Source organism: Pseudogemmobacter bohemicus (assembly GCF_003290025.1).
Classification (GTDB): domain Bacteria; phylum Pseudomonadota; class Alphaproteobacteria; order Rhodobacterales; family Rhodobacteraceae; genus Pseudogemmobacter; species Pseudogemmobacter bohemicus.
Map to the genome: position 1 here is coordinate 35,754 of NZ_QNHG01000008.1, position 16,197 is coordinate 51,950.

Genomic DNA, 16,197 nt, shown 5'->3' on the forward strand with positions numbered 1-16,197 from the left:
GGTCAATTGAGAAGAACCTGCCTGATGTGGAGGCGAAAGCGAAAGAGTATGTCGCAGAGTTAAAGCAAGAGTCCGTGTCATCGCTTGCCGAATACGTCATGAAGCGTAAGCTGGTTCTCGACGTGTTCGAAGAAAGTTTAAAATTTAAGCCTGATACCGACCAAGAATCCGAATATGAAGACGTTCTCCACGACATAATCTGCCCTTTGAAATCCACTTCCTCGGATTTGGACTATGACGACCACAATTTGTGGATCGTAGACGATCGGCTGGCGTTCTACTCGTATTTCAATTCTGTCCGAATGCACCCTCATGGCAAGATTGGGAAGCTGACGCGGTAAAAAACGAGATCGACCGGCAGCTTTGGGCCGCCTCTTTGGTCGCGCGATCATTGAGCAATGCCATGTTGCTGAGTACTTCAGCAGCGGTGAAGCGCCCGGTGCTATAAGGTGGTCCAACTGAAGCATTGAGCGGATTTTGGCGTCTCCCGGCATAGCCGGGACCGGGCTCAGGTCCTGGCGGACGGAAGCCGGCGTCGCCGTCTTCCCCCTTTCGGGCATAGATCCCTGACGCAGGACCCGCCAGAGGCGGGGTCCGCCGAGTGATGTGCCGCGGCGATCGCGGCGAGGCTACGGGCCTGTCCGGCTCAGCGTGAGAGGTCGAGAGGGGGCCGGAACGGGCAGGTTCCGGGCGGTTGAGAGAGAGCGCTGTCCGGGGCCGTCCCGCGCTCTGCTCTCCCGAGGATCTTCCCGATGAACGACCTGTCCCCCGCGACCACGGCGCAAGCGCCGGTCGCGCGCACTCCTGTTCTGTCCGCGCCCTGCATTCTGGCTGCAGCGCAGGCGCTTCTCCCGCATCTCGAACGCGGCCAGCGCATCGACAGCACGATGCTGCGCGGTGCCATGGAAACCGCTTTCGGCGCCTCAGACGCTTCCGGCCTCTGGGACTGGAAAGACGCCTACGAGGCCTGCGAAGTCGCCACGATACTGTTCCTGCGCAAGTTTGGCCGTGTGCTGTTCCGCAAAGCGGAAGCGCCGGAGGCGCGTCTCGCGGCGCTGACGAAGATCGCGGCCCTTCTGCCGAGCCATACAAGGCGCTCTGAGGAGAGCCAGGCGCTGCAGCAGTTCAGCACGCCTCTTCCGCTCGCACTTGCGGCCCTCACCTCTGCGGCGATCACCCCCGCGGATGTCGTGCTCGAGCCTTCGGCCGGCACCGGCCTGATGGCAATCTTTGCCGACATCGCCGGCGGCAGCCTCGCGCTCAACGAACTGGCCGCGACCCGCGCGGATCTCCTTTCCGCCCTCTTTCCGGCCCTGCCTGTCACCCGGTTCGATGCCGCGCAAATCCACGACCATCTCGATGCCGGAGTGGTGCCATCAGTGGTGCTGATGAACCCGCCCTTCTCGGTGCTGGCCAATGTGACAACCCGCGTGGCCGATTCTGCTTCCCGCCATATCGTTTCTGCTCTGGCGCGGCTCGCCCCTGGTGGGCGGTTGGTGGCGATCACCGGCGCGGGCTTCGGACCTGACGCACCGGCCTGGCGCGAGACCTTCATCCGGCTGCAAGAGCATGGCCGCGTGGTGTTCACGGCGGCCGTGGATGGCGCCGTCTATGCAAAGCACGGCACCACGTTCGACACCCGGCTGACCGTGATCGATAAGATCCCGGCCGAGGATCCTTCCTCCTTCCCGGCCTCTTCGGGCATCGCGCCCGATGTCGCGACGCTGCTCGGTTGGGTCACCGCCCAGGTGCCGCCGCGCGCAATCGTCGATCTGCCCCGGCCACCGGCACCAACAGCACCGGCCGCCGCCCGCACGGTGCGCTCCTATCTTGCTCGGGTCGGTGCAGCCCAGCCCGCTCGGCTTACGTTGAGCAGTCCCAACGCCGTCGAACTCGCGTATGAGACGCTGGACTGGGCGCCCCCCGAAGCCGCGCGGCTCTCGGACGCGATCTATGAAGAATACGCCCTACAGGTGATCCGTATTCCCGGTACGGCCCCGCATCCGACCAAACTTGTGCAATCCGCTGCCATGGCCTCGGTCGCGCCACCCCGTCCTTCCTACCGGCCCCTTCTGCCCGCTGACATCTGCGCACGTCTCTCGGACGCGCAGCTCGAGACGGTGATCTATGCCGGCGAGGCGCACAGCGACCATCTCGCGGGCAACTGGACGTTGGACGAGACGCTGGACACGATCAGTGCTGCGGCCGCAGATGCTTCCGGCGCTGTCCGCTTCCGGCGAGGGTTCATGCTGGGCGATGGCACGGGCGCGGGCAAGGGGCGGCAATCGGCCGGGATCATCCTCGACAACTGGCTGCGCGGACGCCGCAAGGCGGTCTGGATCTCCAAATCCGACAAGCTGATTGAGGACGCGCAGCGCGACTGGTCGGCGCTCGGCCAGGAGAAGCTGCTGATCACGCCGCTTTCTCGCTTCGCGCAGGGCAAGGCGATCACCCTGTCGGAAGGCATCCTGTTCACCACCTATGCGACGCTGCGCTCGGATGATCGGGGGGAGAAGGTCTCGCGGGTTCGCCAGATCGTGGACTGGCTGGGATCGGATTTCGACGGGGTGATCATCTTCGATGAAAGCCACGCGATGCAGAACGCCGCCGGTGGCAAGGGCGAGCGCGGCGACGTGGCTGCCTCGCAGCAGGGCAGGGCGGGTCTGCGGCTACAGCACGCGCTGCCCGATGCGCGCGTGGTCTATGTCTCCGCAACCGGGGCGACGACGGTGCACAATCTCGCTTATGCGCAGCGCCTTGGCCTCTGGGGCGGTGCAGACTTCCCGTTTGCGACCCGGGCCGAGTTCGTCGAGGCGATCGAGGCCGGCGGTGTCGCGGCCATGGAGGTGCTGGCGCGCGATATGCGCTCGCTCGGCCTCTACACTGCGCGGTCGCTCTCCTATGACGGGGTCGAATACGAGCTGATCGAGCACCAGCTGACCGCGGAGCAGCGTCGGGTCTATGATTCTTATGCCGGGGCCTTCGCAGTCATTCATAACAATCTCGACGCGGCAATGGAGGCGGCGAACATCACCGGCTCGGATGGCACGCTGAACCGTCAGGCCAAATCCGCAGCGCGTTCGGCCTTCGAGAGCACCAAACAGCGCTTCTTCGGCCATCTGCTGACTTCGATGAAGACGCCGACCCTGCTTCGCTCGATCACGGAAGATCTGGAAGCGGGCCATGCCGCCGTCATCCAGATCGTCTCGACCGGCGAGGCGCTGATGGAACGGCGGCTGGCCGAGATCCCGACCGAGGAATGGAATGACCTGAACACGGACCTGTCGCCTCGCGAGTATGTATTATCCGGAGTTCCGGATAAGACATAATATGCCGCGTCCGCGTTATGCAGAGCGCGGCGCTTCAACTCGTTGATATGCTGTTTCATTTTGGGATCTCCGCTTGGCATAATCATGATGCCTCTGCTCTCAACCGCAGAAGGACACCCCGATATGACCTCCCCCTCCAACTCTCACCCCGGCGGCACGACAGCCGCCGGAGCTGTTACCGGCCAAGCACTTGTTTCCGGTTATCTTGCGGATAATCCAAACTTGTCCGCAGGCGCCCTCAGCGCGGCCCGGCATTTTCTGAGGTGGGTCACAGATCGACAAATCAAGATCACCGAACTTGATGTGGCGACTATCGATCGTTTTGCGCGGCACCGCTGCCGGTGCGGCCGCTATAGCGCCGCGCAGTTGCGCGACCCGAGTTACATCACCGAGGCCCGGAGGTTTCTTCGCTATCTGGAAGACACCGGCCATGTGTCCATTCCGGACGAGGTTGCCCGGCTTGGCCCGCATTTGGCCGGCTTTTCAGCGAACCTTGTTGGCCAAGGCTACAGTAAGGTCACCTTCAGCTCCCGCATGAGCCAGGCGCGGCATTTTGCGGAATGGGCTCTGCAGCGACGTATCCCGGCCATCCATATCGATGACGATCTAATCGCGCAGTTTGCCCATCACGACTGCCAATGTGGGATCAAGACCAAACGCGGCAAGCGGGTCGAAGGCACCGGTACGAAGGATCGCTGCCGTGGTGCGCGTGCCTTCGTGGCTTTCCTCAGAGCAGAAGGATTGATCCCGGTGGCGAAGGCCACTGAAGTCTTAGCCGATCCACGCCTCGCTGATTTTGCCACTTGGATGCGCCGAGAGCGCGGTGCCACGTCCGAGACGATCCGGCGCTATCAGCAAGAGTTGGGCCGCTGGCTGATGAAGCTTGGATCGGAACCGCAGGCGTTCACCGCGACAGCCGTCCGCTTAATCGTTCTGGATCAAGGCGAGGACCGCTCCCGATCGTCAGTCCGCATGACGATAACAGTATTGCGCACATTTTTGCGTTTCATGATCGGCCAGGGACATTGTGCCCCGTCGCTGCTTCATGCAGTGCCGTCAGGGGTGCGACGCAGGCTTTCCGACGTCCCAAAGACGATCCCGGCTTCGACCATTGAAGAGATCGTCGCGTCCTGCGGCACAGGCACAGCCGTTGAGGTGCGGGACCGCGCCATCATCCTGCTTCTCGCGCGGATGGCCCTGCGGGCTGGCGATATCTGGAAACTCCGCCTCACCGACATCGACTGGCGCGCGAGCAGATTGCGATTGCACGGTAAAAGCCGACGCGGGATGTTCATGCCTTTGCCGCAGGACGTCGGCGACGCGCTGCTCGCCTATATCGAGAACGCACGCCCGATGGTTGCATCCGATCGGGTCTTCTTGCGCGTCCAAGCCCCTTTCACCCCCTTTCGCTCATCGGCAGAGATCGCCGGTATCGTCTCTCGCGTCCTATCCCGCGCCGGCCTCGTCGGTCTGCCGACCGGCGCGCATGTGTTTCGACATTCGCTGGCTTCGACTTGGCTGCGCAGTGGGGCGGAACTGGATCAGATCGGGGCCGCGCTGCGCCATGCTTCTCGCGACACAACCGCAATCTACGCCAAGGTCGATATCGACATGCTGGGATCTGTGGCCCAGCCTTGGCCGGGGTGCGCAGCATGATGCATCGTCATGTCGACCGCTACATCAACCTGCACCGCGCCCTCGGGAAGAGGTTTACCAAACACGAGAAGTCCTTGCGCGAGTTCGCCGCTTTTGCTGCTGACCGGTCTGATCTGCATGTAACCGCGGCACTAATCCTCGAGTGGGCGGGCAGCGCGGCTACGCCCAATTCAGCGAAAGACCGATATGATCAGGCTCGCGCCTTCGCGATGTTCCTGCATGCAGAGGACGTGCAGCATGAGGTTCCAGTCGCGGGATTATTCGGTCGGTCAAGACGCCGCCGACCCGCTCCCCACATTCTGTCGCAGGACCAGATCAATGGCATCCTGGCCGAGGCGCTGCAGGTTCCAGGACTGTCCCCAATCAGCCCTCATACCTATCACACGCTGTTCGGATTGCTGGCCTCAACAGGTCTGCGCATCTCAGAAGCATTGTCCCTGCGTTGCGATGACCTGACGGAAGACGGTCTGATGATCCGCAAGGGCAAATTCGGCAAGAGCCGCCAGGTTCCTCTTCATTCCTCGACCCGTGCAGCGTTGGAGCGCTATCTCGAGCGGCGGCGCATCGTCCGCGATGCCATACGGGCGCGCAGCTGCGTTCCCAGCTTACCTATCTGACCACCAAATCTAGTTTCATTCTCGATTCCCGTGGCACCCATGACGGCAAGAAGGTGCTTTCGCCCGCTGAGATCGAGCGTGTGGCGCGGCGCTTCGAGAACCAGTGGAACGAACGCCACAGTCCGAAGCTTGGTCACACCTCGCATCTTCTGATGGCCTTCCCCATCGGCACCCGCGCCGCCGAGGTTCGCGAGATCACACGTGAGATCTGTGAGCGGTTCTTCGAAGGCGACGGGGCGCAGTTCGACTATATCGCCGCGATCCATGAAGACCGCGCCCATCCCCATGCGCATATCGTGCTGAACCGCCGCAGCAAGGACGGTGAAATGTTCTTCCTCGGGAAGGATCATCACTTCAATTACGATGTTTTCCGCGAAGCGATGGTCGAGGCGGCCGAGCGTCACGGATTGCGTCTCGAGGCCACGCGGAGGCTGGACCGGGGTGTGCTCACCCGTGCGGCCAGCGACGTCGAAATCCGCAAGGCGGAACAGGAGGGCAGGGTGCCGGTGGAGCGACATCGCACCGGCGCCGACCTGGACCACGCCATTGCCGAGGTTGCGCGCAATGCCGCGATCTATCGGGGTCTCGCCGCCGAGGCCTCGCGTTCGAACTTCCACGATGTTGCAGAAGCCCTGTGCCGGGCCGGGGATGTGCTTGCCCGGGGTGATCGTATCAAGTCAGACGGAGTGTTGTATATGAGTGATGATAGCGCCCAATTCGACGAGTTGATCGACCGGTTCTCGCAGAACATCCGCCAGATCGAGGGGCTGATCGAGCGAGCCCCGGCAACCGAACGCCCGGTGATCGAGCGCAAACTGACCGATGTGCTGCGCGAGGTCTCGCATCTGCGCCCGCTCGGGGAGCGGTCTGACAGTCTGCATGAACCCGCGTCCCGTGACGGGATCTATGCCGCCCCGAACCTGGTGGAAGCCCATCGCGGTCAGCTCGATGATCCGGGCCTCAAATCCCGTATTGCCGAGGCCGTGCGCGGGAGCGGCATCGACAGCGATGCGGTTCTGGCCCGGATGCGCGAGGGTGCGGGCAATGCCGCGCTGGAGCAGCAATGGCTGGCGCAGGATCTGCGGGCCATTGCGAAGGAGGAGCAGCTTGATCTGCGCGACACCGCGCAGCGCGATCACGCGGTCGACCGCCTTGAGGCGGTTCATGGCAAGCTGGGCGATGTGCTGACTGAGGCCCGTGTCCTGCGCGCCGTTGAGGAGGTGGAGAGGGAAGGGCCGGAAAGGGAAGAGGGGGCGCGGCGGTCGGAGATTTCCGCTCATCGCGTTTCGGCTGACAACGTGGCGGCCCGCAGCGAGCCGGACATCTTCGACCCGGCCGAGCGTCAGGAGTTCCGCGCCTTGGTCAGCCAGTTCACGCGGACGGATTTCAGCTATCCCTACTCCGATGATCCGCGCGCCCGGCGCGATGGCGAAAAGCAGGTGGCTGAGGCGAAAGAGGCCTTCGATCGCTTTGCTGAGCGCTCGCCGCAGCATGCCGAACTGGCAACCATGGCCTGGGAAAAGGCCACCGATGTCATGCAGTCACCGGCGACCGGCGTTCGGGCCGCACATCGAACCCTCCATGCCGGAGATATGGACCTCGCGCAGCGTGATCCATCGATCCGGCTCGGTCCGATCACTGAGGAAGTTCGCGAGATGGCGCGCTTCCGGGCCGAAACCCCACAGGACCAGATCCGCGATGCCGTCAGCCGGGAAATCAACCAACTGCATGCCGAAGGCGCATCCCGCGCCCAAATCAGCGAGAAGATCGCCGAGGTTGAGGACAGCGCCCGCCAGGCTCATGCGGAACGCCGCTCTCTCGACGTGACAGCGCCCCAACTGGCCTCCGCCTTGCGCCAGGCTGCCGATGGTAAGGTCGATCTGGCCTCTGACACGGCGCAGCAACGCTTTGTCGAACAGGTCAATGACCGCCTGACGCCAGCCGAAATCAATGATCTGCATCGCGGCGACGCCAAAGTGCTGGACCGGCTCACCCCAAATGCGCTGGAACAGCTGCAGCTGGCGCGGGCCTATCTCGAGGCCAGGGATGTTCATGCCAATGATCCGGCGATGGACCGGGTGCTCGACCGGATCGTGGAAGAGCGCCATGGCGAGGACCTGAGGCATTCCCTCTCCCATGGCGAGAAGGGGATCACCCATGGATAAGGGCCGTATGCTTCTTGGCGCCGTGGTTCTGACCCTGCTCGGGTTTGCCATCGGCTATGTGCTGGCGACGATCTATTTTTCTGTCCAGTATGCCTATTCGACGCGCAGCTTCGATCTCACCCTGCTGGCGCGGAACTGGCTTGGGCTGAGAACATCGGCTCCGCAGGATTTCCTCTGGGTGAATGGCATCATCCTCGGGACCGGCCTCGCGGCCCTCCTCCTGACCGCAACCATGCTGGGCGATGCGCTGACCAGCTTCGGCACCACCCATTGGCAGAGCCGGGCCGAGATGAAGCGAAACGGCTTCTTTGCCGGGCCGGGCGCGGGTTTCTTGCTTGGCAAAATGGGCTCCCCGAAGTCGAAAAAGCCTTTCATCGTCTCGCGCACCTTTCCGCATGCCCTGGTCGTGGCCCCGACTGGTCGCGGCAAGGGCGTGGGCTTCGTGATCCCGAACCTTCTGACCTATCGCGGCTCGGCCGTGGTCCTTGACGTCAAGGGCGAGAATTTCCGCGAGACCTCACGCTTCAGGGCGTCCACCGGGGACAAAGTATTCCGCTTTGCGCCAACGGACTGGGAGCGGCCAACGCATCGCTACAATCCGCTGGCCCGGATCGCCGCCCTGAAAAACCCCGACCGCCAGCAGATGGAGCTGAAGCTGACCGCCAAACTGTTTCTGCAGACCGACAACGAGAAGCTCAGTGGCCTGCTCGCCGGCGGGATCGACCTCTTCGTTGCGGCCGGGCTGTTGGCCTTCGAGCGCGGCAACCCGACCATCGGCGAGATCTACCGCATCACCGCCTCGGGCGGGAACAAGCAGTTGGAGTTCATGAAGCGGGCAGAGGAGGTGAAGAACCCCTCGGCAAAGCTGATCTTCGAGCGCATGGCCTCGACCAACAATGACACGCTGACCTCCTACCTCTCTCTTCTGATGACCTCCGGGCTCGATACCTGGGACAATCGGGCGATCGATGCGGCCACGGCGACCTCGGATTTTTCCTTCCGGGACATCCGCCGCCAGCCGCATGCGATCTATCTGGTGGTGGAATCCGAGATGGTCGGGCCACTGGCCCCCCTGATCCGGCTGTTCTTCTCGGATCTGATTGCCTCGCTGCAGGCCGCGGAGCCGGGGAAGGACGAACCCTGGCCGGTGATGATCATGCTCGATGAGTTCGACCGGCTGGGGAAGATGCCGATCGTGGCCGAGAGCATCAAGACGCTGCGCTCTTATGGCGGCAACCTCGCCATCGTCACCCAGACTATTCCGGCGCTGGACGAGATCTATGGCGAGAATACCCGCCGCTCCCTGCAAGGCGGCGCCGGGGTGAAACTCTATCTGACCCCATCTGACCAGAAGACCATCGAAGAGCTGAGCCAGGCTGTTGGCAAGACGACAAAGCGGGTGGTCACTCGGTCCCGCTCGGTGGGTCGCAACCCTTTCGAGGGGCGCAGCGTGACCGAGCGGACCGAAGAAACACCGCTCCTCAACGAGGACGAGGCACGCCGGCTAAACCTAGACGAGGTGATCCTGGTGATCGATGCCCAGATGCCGATCCGGGCGTGGCGCATCAAATACTATGAGGATCCGGCACTGAAGGTGATCCACGCAGGGCAGTCGGGGAGCCATCCCTATCCCGATGCCGAGAAGCGGCAGTACGAGGCGCGTCTGAAGGAGACCGAGGAAACCGTCGAACGTTTGTCGCGGGCGTTGAGCGCGGTTGCTGGGGCTCCGGGGAAGAAGGCCCGAAAACGCGCGTCCGCGCCGGTGCCCGCTGCACCGCGACTGCGCGCGCCCTTGCGCCGCGAGACCGCTTCCACTCCGCCCGAGCCGATCCGGATCGATCTCACGGCGCTCGGGACGGTTCGAGAGGGGCGACAGGCCGTGGAAGCCGCCGTGCTGAAAACGGCAGGAATCCTCGCGCAACATGCGCCCGGGGCATGACAGGCCGCGGGCTATGTGTACCGCTCCGCCCCGAAGCATCATAGGTCACCCCGGAAGCTGGCGTTGCTCCAGCGTCTCGTCGTCGCCGTCAGAGTTCATGGCATCGGCGATCAGATGATCGACCGTCTCGTTGAAATAGCGGGTGAGTTCCCGGTGCAGCGTCCGGAACTCTTCGGCGACCAACCGCTCGAACTCGGCTTGCCGCACCCGGACCATGACGGTGGTGCGGCGCTGCCTCGGATAACGGTAGGGCTTGACCCCGTGTTTGCGGCACAGCGCCACGAAAATCCGCACCGACCAGATGTCGGGGAGGGTATACTGCAACTCGGTTTCCGGCTCGCTGGCAGAGGCTGACGCCAGTTTCGCCTGCAGGCGGTCCCGCGCGGCGCCTGCTGCGGCACGCTCACCTGCCGTCGCGCCGCGCGCGAACAGGGCTTCCAGCTTGGCGAGTTTCTCTCGGATGTCACCGTTTGCGGCCATGGGCGGCTCCTTCCACTTACCGGTCATCAACGCCAGACCCGGTGTAGCGTCAAGGCATGCAAGCTGCTCAGGCAGAATGCCTTTATCCGCTGGAGAGGCTGTGGCAGTCTCCGTGCGTGGCCGGGGAGAACAGGTTGGCGCGCAAACCATCACATCCATGGGCGTTTCGGGCTGGTATGCGCGCAGGGGCCTTCAGCTGGCACGGGACAGCGAAAGCCGTTGAGCGCCTGAAGGCGGCCAGTTCAGAGATCCGGGCCTTGAACCGCAGCGATCCGGTGGCCGCCGCCGAGGGAGTTATCGTCCTGGCCGAGAGAATTTGGCCGGCCTTTGAACATATCGATCCCCATTTCCCAAGTAAGGCGCTGATTTCGCTGTCCTGACCATTATATTTCCTATATAAAACATGGTGTTGAAGGCTGCGAGGGGCGCGTTTCATGGATCACCCAGAGGGTGCGGGCTTGCAACGGGCAGATCGGGTGGATTTCGACCCTCGCGTGCGGCTGGAATTTCGCGGCACGCAGCTCAGTTCCGACGGCGGCCTTCTGGTGATGCGCGAGCTTGATGACGCGCTCGGGTTGTCCGATTTGGCGTCAGCGGCGCTCGCGATACTCGCTCTGGCAAGAACACGGTCCATTCGGCTCGACGGCCTGTTCCGGCAATCAGTCTTTGGGCGGCTGGCCGGATACGAGGATGTCAACGACGCCAACCGTCTCGCCTGCGATCCGGTCATGCGCCAAGTTGTCGGCGGCAGAGCGGTCGATGCACAAGCGGCCTCGGCATCGCAGATGGGACGGTTCGAGACCGAGACGCGGCTCTGGCCGGGAACCGTGCCGCGCTGGCCGACCTGAACGGGCAATGGATCGACCGGTTCCATGACCGTAACGGGCTGAAGTACATCGTTCTGGACATGGACAGCTCGGTCAGCCCGACCCATGGCGACCAGGAAGGGTCTGCCTGGAATGGCCATTTCGACTGTGCTGCTATCACCCCAACTTTCTGTTCAACCAGTTCGGGATGCTGGAACGCTGCGCCCTGCGCCATGGCAACGTCCACAGGCGATGGCTGGCGTGATGTTCTCGACCCCGTCATTGCGCGCTACGCGGAGCGCGACCTTGGTGGCAGGTTCTTCCGGGCCGATGCTGCCTACGCGATCCCGGCGATCTATGAGCGATTGGAAGAAGCGCGGTTCTTCTACGCCATCCGGCTGCCCGCAAACGCGGTCCTCAAGGACAAGATCGCGCATCGTAACGCGCCCTGTCGGGCGGCCGTCACTGACCAAGGTCAAGCGGTTCTTCGAGGAATTCGAGTATCAGCGCGTCCTGGGACAAGGAACGCCGGGTGATCGCCAAGATCGAATGGCATCCGGGCGAACTGTTCCCGCGTGTCGGCTTCATCGTCACCAACCTGCCGATGGAGCCGGACTGGGTGGTGCGGTTCTACAACCAGCGCGGCACCGCCGAGCAGCACATCAAAGAGGGCAAATACGCCTTTCGCTGGACGCGGCTGTCGTGCCGGAAGTTCCGCGACAATGAGGTGCGGCTGCAACTGCACGCCCTGGCGTACAACCTGGCCACCTTCTTGCGCTGCATCGAGCTGCCCGAGGCCATGGCCGACTGGTCGTTGACCAGCCTGCAACTGAAGCTGATCAAGATCGGGGCACGTGTGGTCCGTCACGCCCGCACCATCACCTTCCAGCTGGCCGAGGTCGCTGTCACCGGCACGATGGTACGCGCCATCCTCGCCGCTATCCCCGATTGCGAGCGCCACCGCTATGCGCATGATCGCGATCCACGCTCAAACTGAACGAAAGCGGCTGGACAGATCTGTCCGCTGCGCTGAAAAACGCCGCCCCTGGGCAAGGAAACAGCGGCTTCGCGGTCTGATCCGTCCAGATCCAGCAGTCTGCGCGACCGCAGGTGCCGCTTGCGGCAGAAAATCCTTGTCTAGCGCTCGGATACAGGCGATCTTCACCTCAAACGACACGCCACTTGGGGAATGCAGGTATATTCGGAGCCGTGACGAGGGCGCGAACAAGGTCATTGAACTGCGGGCCGGAACGAACAGATAACCCATGAATCAGGCCCTCATTCAGGCTTGATACAGGATTGCTTTAAGACTTTTGGAAGACAAAGGCTAAGCTACTGAAAAGCCTCAAAGGATTTTGGTACCGACTCCCCGGCTCGAACGGGGGACCCCCAGATCCACAATCTGGTGCTCTAACCAACTGAGCTAAGCCGGCACTCGGGCGTTGATTAGCGCCCGTCCACGGCTTTTGCAAGGGCAGGTGGCAGGAAATTTTGGGCCCGCTGACAGGCCGATGCGGGTCTCGGGTACTGCTTCCGGGCTTGCCCTGCGCCCGTCCCTGGCTATTTTCGCCCATCTTGCCCTATGGGTTTTCCGAGGAGGATTCGCATGTCCGTCACCCGTATTCCGGAAATCATCGCTGCCGAGATCGGGGCCCAGTCCCGGCAGGTGGTGGCGGCGGTCGAGTTGCTGGATGGGGGGGCTACGGTGCCTTTCGTGGCGCGTTACCGCAAGGAAGTGACCGGGGGGCTGGATGACACGCAGCTGCGCAAGCTGGAGGAGCGGCTTTCGTATCTGCGCGAGCTGGAGGCGCGGCGGGCGTCGATTCTGGGCGAGATCACGAACCAGGGCAAGCTGACCGATGACCTGGCCCGCGCGATTGCCGGGGCGGTGACCAAGGCTGAACTGGAGGATATTTACCTTCCCTACAAACCCAAACGCCGCACCAAGGCGATGATCGCGCGCGAGGCGGGGCTGCAGGGGCTTGTGGATGCCATTCTGGCGGATCGCCGCGCCGATCCTTCGGGGCTGGCGGCGGGCTTCCTGTCGGAGGGGTTTGCGGACGCCAAAGCCGCGCTGGAGGGCGCGCGCGACATCATAGCCGAGGGTCTTTCCGAGGATGCGGGCCTTTTGGGGCGGCTGCGCGACCATATGCGCAAAGAGGGGCGGCTGAGCGCGAAGGTCCAGGCGGGCAAGGAAACGGCAGGCGCGAAGTTCTCGGATTATTTCGACCACAACGAGGCCTTTCGCGATGCGCCCTCGCATCGGGTTCTGGCGATGCTGCGCGGTCGCAACGAGGATTTCCTGACGATTGATCTGGAAATCGACCCCGAGGCGCCGCGCGGCGAATCCCCGTCCGAGCGTGCCTGTGCGGCGGTGCTGGCGGCATCCGGCCCGGGCGCGGGTGACAAATATCTGCGCGAGGCGGCGGCCTGGGCCTGGCGGGTCAAGCTGAAGACCTCGCTGACGCTGGATCTGATGTCAGAGCTGCGCGAGGCGGCCGAGGCCGAGGCGATCCGGGTTTTTGCCCGCAATCTCAAGGATCTGCTGCTGGCGGCACCGGCGGGGGGCAAGGCCACGATGGGGCTGGATCCCGGCATCCGCACCGGGGTCAAGGTGGCGGTGGTGGATGCGACCGGCAAGCTGCTCGCGACCGAGACCGTCTATCCGTTCCAGCCGAAAAACGATCTGCGCGGCGCCCAGGTGGCGATTGCGAAACTGATCGGCAATCACGGGGTGAAGCTGATCGCCATCGGCAATGGCACGGCCAGCCGCGAGACCGAGAAGATGGTCGCCGATCTGCTGGCGCTGCTGCCTGCGGGCGCGCATAAGCCGGTCAAGGTGGTGGTCTCGGAGGCCGGGGCCTCGGTCTATTCGGCATCCGAACTGGCGGCACGGGAGTTCCCGGGTCTGGATGTGTCGCTGCGTGGCGCGGTCTCGATCGCGCGGCGGCTGCAGGATCCGCTGGCAGAGCTGGTTAAGATCGAGCCGAAATCCATCGGTGTCGGCCAGTATCAGCATGATGTCGATCAGCACCGGCTCGCGAAAAGCCTTGATGCGGTGGTCGAGGATGCGGTGAACGCGGTTGGTGTCGATCTGAACACCGCCTCGGCGCCTTTGCTCGCGCGGGTGTCCGGCGTCGGCGCGGGGCTTGCGGAAAGCATTGTCGCACATCGCGATGCCAATGGGCCGTTTTCCAGCCGGCGCGAGTTGTTGAAGGTTGCCCGCCTGGGGCCGAAGGCTTTTGAACAGGCGGCGGGGTTCCTGCGCATCACCGATGGGAAAGAGCCGCTGGATGCCTCATCCGTCCACCCGGAAGCCTATGATGTCGCACGGAAAATCGTCTCTGCCTGCGGGCGCGATATCCGCAGCCTGATGGGCGATGGCGCGGCGCTGAAAAAGCTGAACCCCGGCCAGTTCGTCGATGAGAAATTCGGCCTGCCGACCGTGAAAGACATCCTGTCCGAGCTGGAAAAGCCCGGCCGCGATCCGCGCCCCGGGTTCAGAACCGCGACCTTCACCGATGGGGTCGAGGAGATCAAAGACCTCAGGCCCGGCATGGTGCTGGAAGGCACCGTCACCAATGTCGCGGCTTTTGGCGCCTTCGTCGATATCGGCGTGCATCAGGACGGGCTGGTCCATGTCAGCCAGCTGGCGGATAAATTCGTCTCGGACCCGCATGAGGTGGTGAAGGCCGGCGATGTGGTGAAAGTCACCGTGGTCGAGGTCGATGTCGCCCGCAAACGCATCGGGCTGACAATGAAGAAAGACGGCGGCGCCTCGGCGAAATCGGCGCGGGAAGAGCGCGGCCCGGGGCGTGAGCGCGCGCCGCAAAAAGCCGGCCGGCCAATGTCTTCCGCGCCGCAATCCCCTGCGGGCGGCAATGCCTTTGCCGATGCGCTCAAGGGCAAATTCGGGCGCTGATCTGTTGCGTGTCGCGCGCCGGGGGCGCTCCCCGGCGGAACCGTTATTAAGAGATTAAAGCCGCAATCTGGCCCCGCAGCTTTCGCGGAGAGGTCATTTGCAGCGCATCATCATCCACTGGACCGGCGGCCCGCATCAGCCGACCGGGCTTGATCTGCACCATTATCACTATGTGATCGACGGGGCGGGCAAGGTGCATCCGGGGAAATTCCCATCGATACCTCCTCCGGCGCACTTGGCACTGCGGTGCGCCGGACACTGGGGGATCTCGTGCCGGTGCTGATTGCCGCGCCAGCGCATGAGGGCGTGCGGGCGCAGTGGCTGGAGCGCATTCGCACGGCCATTGCCGAGGATGGCGTGGATTACCTCGCGCCACTGGCGGATGGGTTCGGCGAGATTTCGGTGTATCCCGCCCTGATCAACGATCATGCCGACCGGGATCTTGCCATGGTTTTCGCTGCATGGGCAGATCACGCGCGTTTCATTCACATCCCCACCGCAACATTGACCCTCTCCTGCCTTCTCGAGGCAGGGCGGTATGACGAGTTGCTTGCCCTGATGGAGGTCAAGAGGAGCCGCCTCTGGTTCGACGAGAAATTCGCGGCCGAGGCGCTCATACGCCAGGGGCGGGAGGACGAGGCCCTCGCCCGCGCCGCGGCGCTGATGGAGGATGATCGCCAGAACTGGGGTCGCCAGGAGATTGCCCGCTTTTGCGAGGCGCTGCTGATCCGGCGCGGGCAGCCTGACGAAGCCTATCGGCGCTTTGGCCTGCCGACGGCGATGGGCAACACCTGGCTGGCGATGTGGCGGGATCTGGTGAAGCGCTATCCGGACACCGACCCGCGCGGCATTCTCGAGGATCTGATCGCGTTGCATGGCCGCAAGGGGAAGTGGTTCGCCGCGGCCAAGACCGCCGGTTACTTGGACATTGCGCTGGACTGCGCGCAGGACAGTGAGGCGGCCCCGGCGACCCTCACGCGCGCGGCGCGGGATTTTGCCGTGAAGGAGCCAGCCTTTGCGACGAGCGTTGCACTTTGCGCCATCCGGCATCTGATTGCGGGTCGAGGCTATGATGCCGGTCCGCATGACATTGACGAGGCGACAGAACATCTGATCGCAGCAAGCCGACGGGTCGGTTCGATGGATCTCGTACACGAGGAACTGAGGAGAATTGTTGAAGGCGGGCGGAACGCGGACCCGCTTGCGATGCGGCTCAGGGAGAGGATCGTGTTGCTGGAGGGCAAGGCCGACGGCGAAGCTGGATAGCCATGAGCGCAAACTCG

The 16,197-nt window shown here is 63.5% G+C and carries 11 protein-coding genes, 1 tRNA gene and 2 pseudogenes; 12 read left to right on the forward strand and 2 right to left on the reverse strand.

Translation table 11 applies throughout. The features are described 5' to 3' along the window. From DRF71_RS28310 to DRF71_RS26225, 6 genes and pseudogenes are all read left to right on the forward strand, one after another. A pseudogene (locus DRF71_RS28310) lies at window positions 1–341 on the forward strand (hypothetical protein); the annotation flags it as partial. 411 nt (window positions 342–752) lie between these two features. Next, window positions 753–3,302, forward strand: a pseudogene (locus tag DRF71_RS26205) (strawberry notch-like NTP hydrolase domain-containing protein); the annotation flags it as partial. Window positions 3,303–3,452: 150 nt separating this feature from the next. Then, window positions 3,453–4,985, forward strand: coding sequence for a tyrosine-type recombinase/integrase (locus DRF71_RS26210; RefSeq protein WP_112309786.1), 1,533 nt, complete (start codon window positions 3,453–3,455; stop codon window positions 4,983–4,985). Beyond that, window positions 4,982–5,602, forward strand: a complete 621-nt coding sequence (locus tag DRF71_RS26215) for a tyrosine-type recombinase/integrase (protein ID WP_232831703.1) — start codon at window positions 4,982–4,984, stop codon at window positions 5,600–5,602. Before DRF71_RS26210 ends, DRF71_RS26215 begins: the two co-directional genes overlap by 4 nt. Window positions 5,603–5,655: 53 nt before the next feature. Further along, the gene (locus DRF71_RS26220) at window positions 5,656–7,767 is read left to right on the forward strand and encodes a relaxase/mobilization nuclease domain-containing protein (RefSeq protein WP_232831704.1); all 2,112 of its coding nucleotides are present in this window, start codon (window positions 5,656–5,658) and stop codon (window positions 7,765–7,767) included. Continuing rightward, entirely contained in the window at window positions 7,760–9,706 is a 1,947-nt protein-coding gene (locus tag DRF71_RS26225) for a type IV secretory system conjugative DNA transfer family protein (protein WP_112313400.1), read from the forward strand. Before DRF71_RS26220 ends, DRF71_RS26225 begins: the two co-directional genes overlap by 8 nt. Window positions 9,707–9,751: 45 nt before the next feature. Here DRF71_RS26225 and DRF71_RS26230 read toward each other — a convergent pair whose 3' ends face one another. Beyond that, entirely contained in the window at window positions 9,752–10,186 is a 435-nt protein-coding gene (locus tag DRF71_RS26230) for a hypothetical protein (RefSeq protein ID WP_035714918.1), read from the reverse strand. Between the two features lie 134 nt (window positions 10,187–10,320). On the opposite strand from DRF71_RS26230, the gene DRF71_RS26235 reads away from it, so the two are divergent. From DRF71_RS26235 to DRF71_RS29150, 4 genes are read left to right on the forward strand one after another with little or no spacing between them, the layout of a single operon-like run. Beyond that, window positions 10,321–10,566, forward strand: a complete 246-nt coding sequence (locus tag DRF71_RS26235; protein WP_198672402.1) for a hypothetical protein — start codon at window positions 10,321–10,323, stop codon at window positions 10,564–10,566. Window positions 10,567–10,620: 54 nt separating this feature from the next. Beyond that, window positions 10,621–11,034 (forward strand): transposase, encoded by a 414-nt coding sequence (locus DRF71_RS29140; RefSeq protein ID WP_269814319.1) that lies wholly within the window; start codon window positions 10,621–10,623, stop codon window positions 11,032–11,034. A 38-nt stretch (window positions 11,035–11,072) separates the two neighbouring features. Then, entirely contained in the window at window positions 11,073–11,528 is a 456-nt protein-coding gene (locus DRF71_RS29145; protein WP_269814345.1) for a transposase, read from the forward strand. Beyond that, the gene (locus DRF71_RS29150; RefSeq protein WP_269814320.1) at window positions 11,525–11,989 is read left to right on the forward strand and encodes a transposase; all 465 of its coding nucleotides are present in this window, start codon (window positions 11,525–11,527) and stop codon (window positions 11,987–11,989) included. Before DRF71_RS29145 ends, DRF71_RS29150 begins: the two co-directional genes overlap by 4 nt. A 359-nt stretch (window positions 11,990–12,348) precedes the next feature. Here DRF71_RS29150 and DRF71_RS26245 read toward each other — a convergent pair. Continuing rightward, a tRNA-His gene (locus DRF71_RS26245) sits at window positions 12,349–12,425 on the reverse strand. Window positions 12,426–12,598: 173 nt separating this feature from the next. On the opposite strand from DRF71_RS26245, the gene DRF71_RS26250 reads away from it, so the two are divergent. Continuing rightward, window positions 12,599–14,914: a Tex family protein gene (locus tag DRF71_RS26250; RefSeq protein ID WP_112313401.1), complete on the forward strand. Its 2,316-nt coding sequence runs from the start codon at window positions 12,599–12,601 to the stop codon at window positions 14,912–14,914. 246 nt (window positions 14,915–15,160) lie between these two features. After that, window positions 15,161–16,180 carry a hypothetical protein gene (locus DRF71_RS26255; RefSeq protein ID WP_198672403.1) on the forward strand — a complete coding sequence of 340 codons (1,020 nt, stop codon included), beginning with the start codon at window positions 15,161–15,163 and terminating at the stop codon, window positions 16,178–16,180. The last annotated feature ends 17 nt before the right edge of the window (window positions 16,181–16,197 follow it).